Genomic DNA, 14,061 nt, shown 5'->3' with positions numbered 1-14,061 from the left:
AAGACAGTTGCTCCCACAAGGGAATTTGTGTATGGCGGAAATTTTGCAAAAAAAAGGGCGACCGAAGTCGCCCAAAATGCCTTGCGTGCTCGTTGTAGCCGGAAAGACCTACGGTTTTCTGCGCTTGTGGGCGTCTTTCCAGATGAATAATCCAAACCCTGCGAAAAACACGAACATGAGGCCGACCGTCAATACGCCGGCAAACACCACATTATCGAAAAACATGACTGGCCTCCTGGTCTTGCCCCTGTTGCGATGGGTTCAAGTTAACCAATCAGGCCTGAAGGAAAATTGACCAGGGTCAATAACGCCCGCAACGGGGCACAAAGGAGGAGGAATAACTGATCTGCATCAATGGATCGAGAGGGCTCAGCGCTTTTTCGGCTTGCTCTTCGGCTTTTTCTTGGCTTTGCCCAGCGGCATGGCCTGCTCGAAAGCCTGACGGACTTCGTTGAGGCGTTTATCGTTGAGGTCATGAATGCGCTTGGCGCGCTCAGCGCTGAGGTCGATCAGTTTTTCGTCTTGGTTCATGGCGTGTCGGCATCGTGCGGTGAATGGCGGATGCACCCCATGATGCGGGCTGTAGGCGGCGTTGACCAGCTGCGCGCGTCGGCAAATTGATCAGATCTGGATATCGACCCACAGGCCCTGGCGCGGCTCTTCTTCCATCAAAGGCGCCACGGGCACGGTGTTATCGGCATTGAGCTCGGTACCGGGTATGGCCAGGTGCTCCTCGGGATCTTCCTCGGCTTCGTGGCGACGCCTGTCGCGTTCCTGCCGGCGGCGCTGCTCCTCGCGCAGCAACAGTGCGCCCTCTTCCGGATCGCGCTGTTGCAGGTCGATGGTGCTTTCGCTGGAGGTTTGCTGCACCGGAACCACGGGCGGTATGTCCGGTCGCTGGCGAACCGGATCCTGCTGCGCGGTGATCGGTACGGCGCTCAAAGGGAGCGTGGGTAGCAACATAAAGGTCTCCTTGTCTTCAGGTTGTCGGCTGTGTGCGTGGCAGCTTGAACCACCGGTCTGAAACTTGTGACCCAGTTGGCATTGCAACAAAACCCGGGGCCGAGCCTGTTTGATCGCTGAACACGCTTAAGTTCCCTGGCACCGGATGACGAATCGTCCTCACGACGACGTGGCGCGTGCGTAAATCCTTTGGTCTGGGGGATCATTCCGTTAAGATAATCGGCTTTTTCAAGGCGGGAGTCAGGCAGCATGGCGCAGCAGTATCAACCGGGGCAACGCTGGATCAGTGACAGCGAAGCCGAGCTGGGTTTGGGCACCGTTCTGGCACAGGACGGCCGCTTGTTGACCGTGCTCTACCCGGCCACTGGCGACACCCGCCAGTACGCGCTACGGAATGCGCCTCTTACACGGGTACGGTTTTCGCCGGGCGACGTGATCACTCACTTCGAAGGTTGGAAAATGACCGTACGCGAAGTCGATGATGTCGACGGGCTGTTGGTCTACCACGGTCTCAATGGGCAGAACGAAGTCGTTACCCTGCCGGAAACCCAACTGTCGAACTTCATCCAGTTCCGCCTCGCCAGCGACCGCCTGTTCGCCGGCCAGATCGACCCGCTGGCCTGGTTCTCCCTGCGCTATCACACCCTGGAACACACCAGCCGCCAGTTGCAGTCGTCGCTGTGGGGCCTGGGCGGTGTGCGCGCCCAGCCGATCGCGCACCAATTGCACATCGCCCGTGAAGTGGCTGACCGCATTGCGCCGCGCGTATTGCTGGCGGACGAGGTAGGCCTGGGCAAGACCATCGAAGCCGGCCTGATCATCCACCGTCAGTTGCTGTCCGGCCGCGCCAACCGCGTCCTGATCCTGGTACCGGAAAACCTCCAGCACCAATGGCTGGTGGAAATGCGCCGGCGCTTCAACCTGCAGGTCGCGCTGTTCGATGAGGAACGCTTCATCGAAAGCGATGCCAGCAACCCGTTCGAAGACACCCAACTGGCGCTGGTCGCGCTGGAGTGGTTGGTGGACGACGAAAAGGCCCAGGACGCGCTGTTCGCCGCCGGCTGGGACTTGATGGTGGTCGACGAAGCCCATCACCTGGTATGGCACGAAGATCAGGTCAGCCCGCAATATGCACTGGTCGAACAGCTTGCCGAGACGATCCCGGGTGTGCTGCTGCTCACCGCGACCCCGGAGCAACTGGGACAGGACAGCCACTTCGCCCGTCTGCGCCTGCTGGACCCGAACCGCTTTCATGACCTCAAGGCCTTCCGCGCCGAGAGCGAAAACTACCGCCCGGTGGCCGAAGCCGTGCAGGAGCTGCTGGACAAGGGCCGCCTCTCGCCGCAAGCCCACCAGACCATCCACGGCTTCCTCGGCAACGAAGGCGAAGCGCTGCTGACCGCCGTCAACGATGGCGATGTCGAAGCCAGTGCCCGCCTGGTGCGCGAACTGCTGGACCGCCACGGCACCGGCCGCGTGCTGTTTCGCAACACCCGCGCCGCCGTGCAGGGCTTCCCGGAGCGCACGCTGCACGCCTATCCCCTGGCGTGCCCGGACGAATACCTCGAACTGCCCTTGGGCGAACATGCCGAGCTGTACCCGGAGGTCAGCTTCCAGGCGCAACCGGACGCCAATGAAGAACAACGCTGGTGGAAATTCGACCCGCGCGTCGAGTGGCTGATCGATCAGTTAAAGATGCTCAAGCGCACCAAGGTGCTGGTGATCTGCGCCCACGCCGAGACCGCCATGGACCTGGAGGATGCCCTGCGCGTGCGCTCCGGCATCCCGGCCACGGTGTTCCATGAAGGCATGAACATCCTTGAGCGCGACCGTGCCGCCGCCTACTTCGCCGATGAAGAGTTTGGCGCGCAGGTGCTGATCTGCTCGGAAATCGGCAGCGAAGGGCGCAACTTCCAGTTCGCTCATCACCTGGTGCTGTTCGACCTGCCGACCCACCCGGACCTGCTGGAACAGCGCATCGGCCGTCTGGACCGGATCGGCCAGAAGCACACCATCGAATTGCACGTGCCGTACCTGGAAACCAGCCCGCAAGAGCGACTGTTCCAGTGGTACCACGAGGCCCTGAACGCGTTCCTCAACACCTGCCCGACCGGCAACGCCTTGCAACATCAGTTCGGCCCGCGCCTGCTGCCTTTGCTGGAAGAAGCCGACGATGGCCAGTGGCAGGCGCTGATTGACGAAGCCCGCGCCGAACGCGAACGCCTGGAGACCGAGCTGCACACCGGTCGCGACCGTTTGCTGGAACTCAATTCCGGGGGCGCCGGTGAAGGCGATGCGCTGGTGGAGGCCATTCTCGAACAGGACGACCAATTCGCCCTGCCGATCTACATGGAAACCCTGTTCGACGCGTTCGGCATCGACAGCGAGGACCACTCGGAAAACGCGCTGATCCTCAAGCCGAGCGAAAAAATGCTCGACGCCAGCTTCCCGCTGGGCGACGACGAAGGCGTGACCATCACCTACGACCGCAACCAGGCGCTGTCGCGCGAAGACATGCAGTTCATCACCTGGGAGCACCCGATGGTGCAAGGTGGCATGGACCTCGTGCTGTCCGGTTCCATGGGCAACACCGCCGTGGCGCTGATCAAGAACAAGGCCCTCAAGCCTGGCACGGTGTTGCTGGAGCTGCTCTACGTCAGTGAAGTCGTCGCCCCGCGTTCGCTGCAACTGGGTCGCTACCTGCCGCCGGCCGCCCTGCGTTGCCTGCTGGACACCAACGGCAACGACCTGGCCGCCCGGGTCTCGTTCGAAACCCTGAACGACCAGCTCGAAAGCGTGCCTCGCGCCAGCGCCAACAAGTTCATCCAGGCCCAGCGTGACCAACTCACCCCGCGGATCAACGCCGGCGAAGAGAAAATCGCCCCGCGTCACGCCGAGCGCGTGGCCGAGGCCCAGCGTCGCCTGGCCGCCGATACCGACGAGGAACTGGCCCGCCTGACCGCCCTGCAAGCGGTCAACCCGACTGTGCGTGACAGCGAACTGGTTGCCCTGCGCCAACAGCGCGAGCAAGGCCTGGCGATGCTGGAGAAGGCCGCGTTGCGTTTGGAAGCGATCCGGGTGTTGGTGGCGGGCTGATAACAGTCACGCCATAAACCTGTGGGAGCAAAGCTTGCTCGCGATCGGGGCACATCAGTCAGCAATGATGATGGGGCCGCGATCGCGAGCAAGCTTTGCTCCCACGGATTTCAGCTTCAAGGGCTGTAGTACCCCACCGCCACCAGGAAATGCCCGACCTTCTTCAGGTACGCGTGCTTGTCCTCGACTTTGCCAGTCACTGGGTTCTTCCAGCGATAGGCGTATTCACCCACATCCTGTTTGCCGATCATCACCAGGATCGGCTCGCCTACCGGCTTGCCATCCGGGTCCTTGACCTTGGCGAAATCAGTGTTGATCAACCGCAGTTGAGTGCCATGAGCGACGTAGCGTCGGGTATCGAGGTCAACGACGAAGACGTACAGATCATCCTGCAAGTACCCGCCCTTGAGGGAGTTGATGGCGGTCAACGTGGCTTTCTCGTTCTTCTGCAGGTCGCTTGAGGCCTTGTCCAGCAAGGCCCGGGCCTGTTCGGCAGAAGCCCGTGGCAGGTAATAGCCGACGGCCAGGATCCGCTCGCCGACCCGCTGGAAATACACATGCTTGCGCTCGACTTTGCCGTCCGCCCAGTTCTGCCAACGGTAATCGGCCTGCTGGATCCCGCTGCCCTCGGGGGTTTTCAGGGCGTCCTTGAAAACTTTGCGCAGATCAGGTCCCAACACCTCGGAAACGTCTCGCCCGATCAACGCCGCGGAAGGCCCGCCGCTGGCGAGCATCACACCTCGGGTATCCACCACGAACACATAACGGTCCTTGTCGACGAAGTCGCCCTGGCGGCTGAAGGCCGCGAAGGCTTTGTCACCGTGGTCGTGGTAATAGGCCAAGGCCTTTTCCAGCAGTGCCCGGGCCGCCTGGCCATCATCCGCCGGCGAGGCATGCACCTGTGCCAGCCCCAGCACCAGCATTGCCCCCAGCCAGGCCATCTTGTGAAAAACCCCCATACCCGCGTCCTCGTTCTTGTTGGTATTTCAAGAGCATAGCCGGCGTGGGGTGATGGGGAAGTATTCAGCAAAGCGCGGTGGAGGCATCAAGCCCACGGCTACTGGAGAACAAATGTGGGAGCGAGCCTGCTCGCGATGACGCCCGCACAGTCGACATGTCTGCAGCCTGAACCACCGCTATCGCGAGCAGGCTCGCTCCCACAAGGTATCTGTGGTGAATTTGAGTTCTGTGGGTAACGGTGGGAGCTGGCTCCCACCGTTTTTACTGAGCCCGGGCGCTGAGCTGCTGCTGCAAGTGCTGGATCTGCGCTTGCAGGGTATTGATGTTGCGAGTGACCTGGCCGCGGAAGGCGTCGAATTCGGCGGTGTTGCTGCCGCCGTTATCCTGCTGGCTCTTGAGCACGATCACGTCCTGCTCCAGGCGTTCAATGGCCGAGTTGGAGGTGGCTTTCTTCAGGGCTGTGATGTCGGCACCTATGCTCTTGAGCTGGGCATCCAGGGCGCCACCCTCACCCTGGTTTTTCAGGGCAGTCACTTCGGCCGCCAGGGCCTTGACCTGGGCCTGGAGCTCCTTGTTGGACGCCTGCAGTTGGGTGCTGGCGTTCTGCTGTTCAGTGTCATGGGCAATGAGCAGGGCCAGCTCCTTGTCCAGGTCGGCGGACGGGCCGAAGGTGGCTTGCTGTTGTTTGTACTGCTCCTGCAGCTTGCTGTCGAACAGCCGGCCCTGGTCCTGCAGCTTGCTTTCCAGCTGTTTGATCTGCAGCTTCAAGGCCTCGCTGTCGCTCATGACATTGGACTGGCCGGCCACCACCTTGCCGGAAATGTCCTGCAAGCGTCCCGCCGCGTCCTCGCTGATCCGCGCGAAGCTTTCCTGGGTCGCCACCAGTTGCTGTTCCATCAGCGAAATCTGCTGGAAGCTCCACCAGGCCAGGAAGCCGAACGCACACAACAACGCGCCCACCAGCGCCCATAGCGGCCCGGTGCTGACCCCCTTGACCTTGCCTGCAGCAACCGGCGCCGGTCGCGCCTGGGCATGGGCCGGACGGTTGCTCAGGAAGTCGTCATCATCGGGGATGTCGGCGCGCATCCGCAGGCTCGGTACATCATCGAAGTCGTCGTGTTCATCGTTGCGCGTGGGCATGGGTTCAACCTTTGGAAAACCGGAGATGGCTTGATGCGGCGAGTATAACCCCCTCGCCCGCCGCACCGATTGACCCCGAACCCGGCACTCGGTTCATGACGGGCCGATCAGCGGGCGGGCTGGCTCCGCCACCACAGGCAGAATTCATCGAGGGCCGACCACAGGCTGATCTGGGGATCGTAATCGAGATAATGCCGGGCCCGGCTGATGTCCAGGGTGAAGTTTTTGTTCATGACCTGCATCCCCAGGCGCGAGAGCGTCGGTTCGGGGCGGCCCGGCCATAACGTGCAGAAACCTTCATTCAGGGCCGCCACACTATAAGCCAAGCCGTAGGAACGGTAACGCCTGACCTGTGGGACATCCATCTGGCGCATCACGTAGTTCACCACATCCCACAGCGGAACCGGTGCGCCGTTGCTGATGTTGTAGGCCTTGCCCAAGGCAGAACCGGTCGCCAGCAGACTGCTGAGCAGCGCCTCGTTGAGGTTCTGCACGCTGGTGAAGTCCACTTTGTTCAACCCGTTGCCGACGATGGCCAGTCGACCCTTGCGCTGCATTTTCAGCAGGCGCGGGAAAATGCTCATGTCGCCGGCGCCGGTGACGAAGCGCGGGCGCAGGGCCAGCACCTCAAGGCCGAACTCCTGGGCGCCGAAGACCTTCTGCTCGGCCAGGTACTTGGTGGCAGCATACGGGTGCTTGAGGCGCCTGGGCACTTGTTCTTCCGTCAATCCAAGGTGGTCATGGCCGTCGAAATAAATCGACGGCGATGACAGATGCACCAGGCGGCGAACCTTCTGCTTGAGGCAAGCCTCGACGATATTTTCCGTGACCTCGACATTGCCCTGGTGGAAATCCTGGTAGCGCCCCCACAGCCCCACGGACCCGGCGCAATGCACCACGGCCTCGACGTCCAGGCACAGGTCGCGCGCCAACAGCGGGTCACTCAGGTCCCCCTGGACGAACTGCGCGCCGCGGCGTACCAAGTGCTCCACACTCTCGGCCCGGCGACCGTTGACCCGTACATCCAGACCCTGCTCCAAGGCGAAACGCGCAAAGCGCCCGCCGATGAAGCCACTCGCGCCGGTAACCAGAATTCTCATGAATCAACTCCTAAAATCAGTTTCAAGCGAAAAGCTTCAAGCCCATCGCCTCTAACTTACCGCTTGCAGCTTGGTGCTTGCCGCTACGATCAATCGTTCCGTCAACAAACCCAGCAACTGCCCACCATTGCGCCAATGATGCCAGTACAGCGGCACGTCGATCGGTTTATCTGCCAGCAGCTCCACCAACGTGCCCTGGGCCAGTTGCTCACGCATCTGTAATTCCGGCACCAGTCCCCAACCGAGACCGGCTTCGGTAAGGCGGATAAAGCCTTCGGACGATGGGCACAAATGGTGTTCGAAACCGCCTTCGACACCCAGGGAAGCGAGGTAACGGTGTTGCAGGAAATCATCCGGGCCGAATACCAGTGCCGGCGTACGGGCCAATTGGTCGGCGCGCACGCCGTCGGGGAAGTGCCGGGCGATAAATGCCGGGCTGGCCAGCGCCCGGTAGCGCATGGCCCCCAGCAATACGCTGCGAGCGCCTGCCACCGGGCGTTCGCTGGCGCAGACACACGCCGCCACTTCACCGGCGCGCATGCGCTTGAGGCCAACGGTCTGGTCCTCGACCACCAGGTCGAGCAACACACGTTGCTCGGCGCAGAAATCGCCCACGGCCACTGCCCACCAGGTCGCCAGGCTATCGGCGTTCAGGGCGATGCGCAGGCGCTCGGGCAGGCCCTCTTCATCCAGCGCCGGCACCAGGCTTTGCAGGTCACGCTCCAGCAGACGCACCTGCTGCACATGGTTGAGCAGTCGCCGGCCGATCTCCGTGGGGGTCGGCGGCGTGGCACGTACTAGGACCGGTTGGCCGACACGCGCCTCCAGCAACTTGATCCGTTGGGAAATGGCCGATTGTGACAAACCCAGCACCTGGGCCGCCCGCTCGAAACCGGCCTGCTCGACCACGGCCGCCAGGGCAGAAAGCAATTTGTAGTCGAACATCAGTTTTCCTAATGAGCAATCAGCAATATTGGTTTTTCTTATACAGCGTCCCACCGGAGAATGGCCAGCATCACTTGAAGGAGCGAGCCATGTCCGGCGAAACGTCATTGAACACCCTGCTGCGCAGCATGAGCCCGCAGCTCAATCCCGGCGACTACGTGTTTTGTAGCCTGCCGGACGGCCAGGTGCCGGCGGGCATCGAGATCGTCGGCAGTTTTCTCGAGCGGGAAGGACTGACCGTCATCCTGGAAAAATCCCAGGCGCAGAAGGCCGGCCTGGGTTTCGACTATATCGCCGCCTTGATCACCCTCGACGTGCATTCAGCGCTGCAGGCCGTCGGCCTGACCGCCGCCTTCGCCACGGCATTGGGCAATGCAGGCATCAGTTGCAACGTGATTGCCGGGTACTACCACGACCATCTCTTTGTCGGCCGTGACGATGCCGAACGGGCCATGGATGTGCTCAGGCATTTGGCCAAGAACGGGGAGCCAGTGTGATGTGGCAAAGCTATACGAACGGACTGCTGATGGCCCTCGGACTGATCATGGCCATCGGCGCGCAGAACGCATTTGTCCTGGCCCAGAGCCTGCGCCGTGAACATCATTTGCCGGTGGCTGTCCTGTGCATTACCTGCGACGCGCTGCTGGTCGCGGCTGGTGTCTTTGGCCTGGCAACGCTGCTGGCCCACAGCCCGCTGCTGCTGTCGATCGCCCGTTGGGGCGGCGCCGCGTTCCTGCTCTGGTATGGCAGCCTGGCGTTGCGCCGGGCCTGTTCGAAGCAGAGCCTGCAACTGGGTGAACACCAGGCCGTGCGCTCATTGCGGGCGGTGTTGCTCAGCGCGCTGGCCGTCACGCTGCTCAACCCCCACGTGTACCTCGACACCGTGCTGTTGATCGGCTCGCTCGGTGCCCAGCAAAGCGTGCCCGGCGCCTATGTCGTCGGTGCAGCCACGGCCTCGCTGCTGTGGTTTCTCACCCTGGCCTTCGGTGCTGCGTGGCTGGCTCCCTGGCTGGCTCGCCCCATCACCTGGCGGATCCTGGACCTGCTGGTGGCGGCGATGATGTTCACCGTGGCCGGGCAACTGATCATCACCGGCTGATTATTCCAAACCGCTCTGGAACCTCTATTCCACACAGTTGTTGCGTGGTTATGCCGCACCCCCGGTGCTATGATCCGACTCCTGCGCCGCAAAGAGTACAAACTCCCCGGCGCTAGTCTGGCCGCCCGTGATCGGCCTTGCGCTCACCGCAACTGACCTGATTAGGAGAATCACCATGGCTTTCGAATTGCCGCCGCTGCCTTACCCACACGACGCACTGCAGCCGCACATCTCCAAAGAGACTCTGGAATACCACCACGACAAGCACCACAACACCTATGTCGTGAACCTGAACAACCTGGTACCTGGCACCGAGTTCGAAGGCAAGACCCTGGAAGAAATCGTCAAGACTTCCTCGGGCGGTATCTTCAACAACGCCGCTCAGGTCTGGAACCACACCTTCTACTGGAACTGCCTGGCGCCAAACGCTGGCGGCCAACCGACCGGTGCCCTGGCTGAAGCCATCGACAAGGCTTTCGGTTCGTTCGACAAGTTCAAGGAAGAATTCAGCAAGACCTCCATCGGCACCTTCGGTTCCGGCTGGGGCTGGCTGGTGAAAAAGGCTGACGGTTCCCTGGCCCTGGCCAGCACCATCGGCGCCGGCAACCCGCTGACCAGCGGCGACACCCCGTTGCTGACCTGCGACGTCTGGGAACACGCCTACTACATCGACTACCGCAACGTTCGCCCAAAATACGTCGAAGCGTTCTGGAACCTGGTCAACTGGACATTCGTGGCCGAGCAGTTCGAAGGCAAGACCTTCACCGCTTAAGCTCCGATGCCAGAGAAGGAACCCGGCGCCTTGCCGGGTTTTTTTCGCCTGGCACAAATGCCCCTGGCACCGACCGGTGACAACCCACCGTGCGTCCTGGATCCAATAAAAATTCCCGGCAGGCCTCAAGTTGCGGCGCCTATCAACCGACACAATGGTCGTAGAGCAATCACTCTGAAACAACCGCGTATCGGCCAGGTTTACAGACCAAAACCCTTGTGTTTGATTGTCCCTTTGACTGACATCACAGGATTGCCAATACTCATGGCAACTTGACGCTACTCGCACGGAACAAGGAACCACTCTTTGAAGCTGGAACTCAAGAACAGCTTGTCTGTGAAGTTGCTCCGAGTCGTGCTCCTCTCGGCATTGATCGTTGGCGTGCTCTTGAGCTGCGCCCAGATCGTGTTCGATGCCTATAAAACCAACCAGGCCGTCGCCGATGACGCCCAACGGATCCTCGACATGTTCCGCGATCCGTCGACCCAGGCCGTCTACAGCCTGGACCGGGAAATGGGCATGCAAGTGATCGAAGGCCTGTTCCAGGACAAGGCCGTGCGCATGGCCTCCATCGGCCACCCCCACGAAACCATGCTCGCCGAGAAAACCCGCGCCTTGCAGGAGTCCGAGAGCCGCTGGCTGACCGATCTGATTTTGGGCAAGGAGCGTACCTTCACCACCCAGTTGGTAGGACGTGGGCCCTACAGTGAATATTACGGCGACCTGAGCATCACCCTCGACACCGCCACCTATGGCGAGAGCTTCATCGTCAGCTCGGTGATCATCTTCATTTCCGGCATGCTACGAGCCCTGGCCATGGGCCTGGTGTTGTACCTGGTCTATCACTGGCTGCTGACCAAGCCACTGTCGCGGATCATCCAGCACCTGACCGAAATCAACCCCGACCGCCCCAGCGCGCACAAGATCCCGCAGTTACGCGGCCACGAGCAAAACGAACTGGGCCTGTGGATCAATACCGCCAACCAATTGCTCGAATCCATCGAGCGCAATACCCATCTGCGCCACGAAGCGGAAAACAGTCTGCTGCGCATGGCCCAGTACGATTTCCTCACCGGCCTGCCCAACCGCCAGCAGTTGCAACAGCAACTGGACAAGATCCTGGTGGACGCCGGACGCCTGCAACGTCGGGTGGCGGTGCTCTGTGTCGGACTGGATGATTTCAAGGGCATCAACGAGCAGTTCAGCTACCAGACCGGCGATCAGTTGCTGCTGGCCCTCGCCGACCGCCTGCGCGCCCACAGCGGTCGCCTCGGCGCCCTGGCGCGACTGGGGGGCGACCAGTTCGCCCTGGTCCAGGCCGACATCGAACAGCCCTACGAGGCCGCCGAACTGGCCCAGAGCATCCTGGATGACCTGGAAGCGCCGTTCGCCCTCGACGACCACGGCATCCGCCTGCGCGCTACCATCGGTATCACCCTCTTTCCCGAAGACGGCGACAGCACCGAGAAACTGTTGCAGAAAGCCGAGCAGACCATGACCCTGGCCAAGACCCGCTCGCGCAATCGTTACCAGTTCTACATCGCCAGCGTCGACAGCGAGATGCGCCGCCGTCGCGAGCTGGAGAAAGACCTGCGCGAGGCCCTGGCCCGCGAGCAGTTCACTCTGGTGTATCAACCGCAAATCAGTTATCGCGACCTGCGGGTGGTGGGCACCGAAGCGCTGATCCGCTGGCATCATCCCGAGCACGGCCTGGTGCCGCCGGACCTGTTCATCCCCCTGGCCGAGCAGAACGGCACCATCATCGCCATCGGCGAATGGGTGCTGGACCAGGCCTGCCGGCAACTGCGCGAATGGCACGACCAGGGCTTTGTCGACCTGCGCATGGCGGTCAACCTGTCGACGGTGCAACTGCACCACGCCGAACTGCCGCGGGTGGTGAACAACCTCCTGCAGATGTACCGGCTGCCGCCCCGCAGCCTGGAGCTGGAAGTTACCGAAACCGGCCTGATGGAAGACATCACCACCGCCGCCCAGCACCTGCTGAGCCTGCGCCGCTCCGGGGCGCTGATTGCCATCGATGACTTCGGGACCGGGTATTCGTCCCTGAGTTATCTCAAGAGCCTGCCGCTGGACAAGATCAAGATCGACAAGAGTTTCGTCCAGGACCTGCTTGAGGATGAAGACGACGCGACCATCGTCCGGGCTATTATCCAACTGGGCAAAAGCCTGGGGATGCAGGTCATTGCCGAAGGTGTCGAGACGGTCGAGCAAGAAGCCTACATCATCGCCGAGGGCTGCCACGAAGGTCAGGGCTACTACTACAGCAAGCCATTGCCAGCGCGGGAATTGGGCGCCTATCTGAAGCAGGCGGAGCGCAGCAAGGCCTCTATTCTCTGACGTCCTCCATCACAGCCTTCCACATCCCCTACAACGGATCGAGACCGTTCTGTAGGAGCGGGCGAAGGCTCCCATCGGCATTAATGAAATAAGAAATATTTACAGCCGCACCCTTTACACATAATGCAAATCTTTCGCATTATGTCGCAGTTTTGCGCACCCGCGCCTGTCCCATCCATTTCGAAGCAGGATGTTCGCCATGATTCGTATGCCCCTGGCTACCGCCAGTCTGCTGGCCATCGCTATTTCCCTCGCCGGTTGCGGCGAAGGCAAAGACAAGGCTGCCGCGCCACAAGCGCCTACGCCTGCCGCCAGCACTGCGGCACCGGTCGCCCCTGCTGCCACTGGCAAAGTCGACGAAGCCGCGGCCAAGGCCGTTGTGGCGCACTATGCCGACATGGTCTTTGCCGTCTACAGCGATGCCGAATCCACCGCGAAAACCCTGCAAACCGCCGTCGACGCGTTCCTGGCCAAGCCGAACGCCGACACTCTGAAAGCCGCCCGCGCTGCCTGGGTCGCCGCGCGCGTGCCTTACCTGCAGAGTGAAGTGTTCCGCTTCGGCAACACCATCATCGACGACTGGGAAGGCCAGGTGAACGCCTGGCCCCTGGACGAAGGCCTGATCGACTACGTCGACAAGTCCTACGAGCATGCCCTGGGCAACCCGGGCGCTACCGCCAACATCATCGCCAACACTGAAATCCAGGTGGGTGAAGACAAGGTCGATGTAAAAGACATCACCCCGGAAAAACTCGCCAGCCTGAACGAACTGGGCGGCTCCGAAGCCAACGTCGCCACCGGCTACCACGCCATCGAGTTCCTGCTGTGGGGCCAGGACCTCAACGGCACCGGCCCCGGCGCTGGCAACCGTCCGGCATCGGACTACCTGCAAGGCGCCGGCGCCACCGGTGGCCACAATGATCGTCGTCGTGCCTACCTCAAGTCCGTGACACAATTGCTGGTCAGCGACCTGGAAGAAATGGTCGGCAACTGGAAGCCGAACGTGGCTGACAACTACCGCGCCACCCTGGAAGCGGAACCGGCCGAAAGTGGCCTGCGCAAGATGCTGTTCGGCATGGGCAGCCTGTCCCTGGGTGAGCTGGCGGGCGAGCGCATGAAAGTGTCCCTGGAAGCCAACTCGCCAGAAGACGAGCAGGACTGCTTCAGCGACAACACCCACAACTCGCACTTCTACGACGCCAAGGGCGTGCGTAACGTCTACCTGGGCGAATACACCCGCGTCGACGGCACCAAGATGACCGGCGCCAGCCTGTCGTCCCTGGTGGCCAAGGCCGATCCGGCGGCGGACACCGCGCTCAAGGCCGACCTGGCCGCCACCGAAGCCAAGATCCAGGTCATGGTCGATCACGCCAACAAGGGTGAGCACTACGACCAGTTGATCGCCGCCGGCAACACCGCCGGCAACCAGATCGTGCGCGACGCCATCGCCGCCCTGGTCAAGCAGACCGGTTCGATCGAACAGGCTGCTGGCAAACTGGGCATCAGCGACCTCAACCCGGACAACGCCGATCACGAGTTCTGATCAACGCCGCTGAACAAGAAAGCGACCTTCGGGTCGCTTTTTTTAGGCCTCAAAGTCCCCCTGCGGGAGCGAGACTGCTCGCGAT

The 14,061-nt window shown here is 61.7% G+C and carries 13 protein-coding genes; 6 read left to right on the top strand and 7 right to left on the bottom strand.

Features of this window, described 5'->3' with window-relative positions:
• Positions 1–108: 108 nt before the first annotated feature.
• The 3 genes from ccoM to J7E36_RS24085 form a co-directional block, all read right to left on the bottom strand.
• Complete coding sequence (gene ccoM / locus J7E36_RS25390; protein WP_285229303.1) at positions 109–225, bottom strand: cytochrome c oxidase subunit CcoM; 117 nt, start codon at positions 223–225, stop codon at positions 109–111.
• A 144-nt stretch (positions 226–369) separates the two neighbouring features.
• Positions 370–531 carry a hypothetical protein gene (locus J7E36_RS24090; RefSeq protein WP_215008660.1) on the bottom strand — a complete coding sequence of 54 codons (162 nt, stop codon included), beginning with the start codon at positions 529–531 and terminating at the stop codon, positions 370–372.
• A 90-nt stretch (positions 532–621) separates the two neighbouring features.
• Positions 622–963 (bottom strand): aspartate-semialdehyde dehydrogenase, encoded by a 342-nt coding sequence (locus J7E36_RS24085; RefSeq protein ID WP_215008658.1) that lies wholly within the window; start codon positions 961–963, stop codon positions 622–624.
• Between the two features lie 249 nt (positions 964–1,212).
• Here J7E36_RS24085 and rapA point away from each other — a divergent pair, with 249 nt between their 5' ends.
• Complete coding sequence (gene rapA / locus J7E36_RS24080; protein WP_215008656.1) at positions 1,213–4,059, top strand: RNA polymerase-associated protein RapA; 2,847 nt, start codon at positions 1,213–1,215, stop codon at positions 4,057–4,059.
• Positions 4,060–4,175: 116 nt separating this feature from the next.
• Here the strand turns inward: rapA and J7E36_RS24075 are convergent, their stop codons facing one another.
• The 4 genes from J7E36_RS24075 to J7E36_RS24060 all read right to left on the bottom strand — a co-directional run bounded on the left by J7E36_RS24075 (position 4,176) and on the right by J7E36_RS24060 (position 8,204).
• Positions 4,176–5,018 carry a cache domain-containing protein gene (locus J7E36_RS24075; protein WP_215008654.1) on the bottom strand — a complete coding sequence of 281 codons (843 nt, stop codon included), beginning with the start codon at positions 5,016–5,018 and terminating at the stop codon, positions 4,176–4,178.
• 262 nt (positions 5,019–5,280) lie between these two features.
• Complete coding sequence (locus J7E36_RS24070) at positions 5,281–6,159, bottom strand: ATPase (RefSeq protein ID WP_215008652.1); 879 nt, start codon at positions 6,157–6,159, stop codon at positions 5,281–5,283.
• A 107-nt stretch (positions 6,160–6,266) separates the two neighbouring features.
• Entirely contained in the window at positions 6,267–7,259 is a 993-nt protein-coding gene (locus J7E36_RS24065; RefSeq protein WP_215008650.1) for an NAD-dependent epimerase/dehydratase family protein, read from the bottom strand.
• A 51-nt stretch (positions 7,260–7,310) separates the two neighbouring features.
• The gene (locus J7E36_RS24060) at positions 7,311–8,204 is read right to left on the bottom strand and encodes a LysR family transcriptional regulator ArgP (RefSeq protein WP_215008648.1); all 894 of its coding nucleotides are present in this window, start codon (positions 8,202–8,204) and stop codon (positions 7,311–7,313) included.
• 89 nt (positions 8,205–8,293) lie between these two features.
• Here J7E36_RS24060 and J7E36_RS24055 point away from each other — a divergent pair, with 89 nt between their 5' ends.
• The 5 genes from J7E36_RS24055 (at position 8,294) to J7E36_RS24035 (ending at position 13,976) form a co-directional block, all read left to right on the top strand.
• The gene (locus J7E36_RS24055; RefSeq protein WP_215008646.1) at positions 8,294–8,701 is read left to right on the top strand and encodes an ACT domain-containing protein; all 408 of its coding nucleotides are present in this window, start codon (positions 8,294–8,296) and stop codon (positions 8,699–8,701) included.
• Complete coding sequence (locus J7E36_RS24050) at positions 8,701–9,303, top strand: LysE/ArgO family amino acid transporter (RefSeq protein ID WP_215008644.1); 603 nt, start codon at positions 8,701–8,703, stop codon at positions 9,301–9,303. The genes J7E36_RS24055 and J7E36_RS24050 overlap by 1 nt, the downstream gene beginning before the upstream one ends.
• A 175-nt stretch (positions 9,304–9,478) precedes the next feature.
• Positions 9,479–10,075 carry a superoxide dismutase gene (locus J7E36_RS24045; protein WP_215008642.1) on the top strand — a complete coding sequence of 199 codons (597 nt, stop codon included), beginning with the start codon at positions 9,479–9,481 and terminating at the stop codon, positions 10,073–10,075.
• Between the two features lie 306 nt (positions 10,076–10,381).
• The gene (locus tag J7E36_RS24040; RefSeq protein ID WP_215008640.1) at positions 10,382–12,433 is read left to right on the top strand and encodes a putative bifunctional diguanylate cyclase/phosphodiesterase; all 2,052 of its coding nucleotides are present in this window, start codon (positions 10,382–10,384) and stop codon (positions 12,431–12,433) included.
• A gap of 199 nt (positions 12,434–12,632) precedes the next feature.
• Positions 12,633–13,976 (top strand): imelysin family protein, encoded by a 1,344-nt coding sequence (locus tag J7E36_RS24035; protein ID WP_215008638.1) that lies wholly within the window; start codon positions 12,633–12,635, stop codon positions 13,974–13,976.
• Positions 13,977–14,061: the final 85 nt, after the last annotated feature.

The organism is Pseudomonas fluorescens, from assembly GCF_018614775.1.
Taxonomy (GTDB): Bacteria; Pseudomonadota; Gammaproteobacteria; order Pseudomonadales; family Pseudomonadaceae; genus Aquipseudomonas; species Aquipseudomonas fluorescens_BY.
Note: the sequence above shows the minus strand (reverse complement) of the source record. Positions and strands in the feature narration are given on the sequence as shown.

Bases quoted from the DNA above. Each gene is read 5' to 3' on its own strand.
- J7E36_RS24085 (WP_215008658.1), bottom strand. From the start codon at position 963: ATGTTGCTACCCACGCTCCCTTTGAGCGCCGTACCGATCACCGCGCAG.
- J7E36_RS24055 (WP_215008646.1), top strand. From the start codon at position 8,294: ATGTCCGGCGAAACGTCATTGAACACCCTGCTGCGCAGCATGAGCCCG.
- rapA (WP_215008656.1), top strand. From the start codon at position 1,213: ATGGCGCAGCAGTATCAACCGGGGCAACGCTGGATCAGTGACAGCGAA.
- J7E36_RS24060 (WP_215008648.1), bottom strand. From the start codon at position 8,204: ATGTTCGACTACAAATTGCTTTCTGCCCTGGCGGCCGTGGTCGAGCAG.
- J7E36_RS24090 (WP_215008660.1), bottom strand. From the start codon at position 531: ATGAACCAAGACGAAAAACTGATCGACCTCAGCGCTGAGCGCGCCAAG.
- J7E36_RS24035 (WP_215008638.1), top strand. From the start codon at position 12,633: ATGATTCGTATGCCCCTGGCTACCGCCAGTCTGCTGGCCATCGCTATT.
- J7E36_RS24045 (WP_215008642.1), top strand. From the start codon at position 9,479: ATGGCTTTCGAATTGCCGCCGCTGCCTTACCCACACGACGCACTGCAG.
- J7E36_RS24075 (WP_215008654.1), bottom strand. From the start codon at position 5,018: ATGGGGGTTTTTCACAAGATGGCCTGGCTGGGGGCAATGCTGGTGCTG.
- J7E36_RS24065 (WP_215008650.1), bottom strand. From the start codon at position 7,259: ATGAGAATTCTGGTTACCGGCGCGAGTGGCTTCATCGGCGGGCGCTTT.
- J7E36_RS24050 (WP_215008644.1), top strand. From the start codon at position 8,701: ATGTGGCAAAGCTATACGAACGGACTGCTGATGGCCCTCGGACTGATC.
- J7E36_RS24070 (WP_215008652.1), bottom strand. From the start codon at position 6,159: ATGCCCACGCGCAACGATGAACACGACGACTTCGATGATGTACCGAGC.
- ccoM (WP_285229303.1), bottom strand. From the start codon at position 225: ATGTTTTTCGATAATGTGGTGTTTGCCGGCGTATTGACGGTCGGCCTC.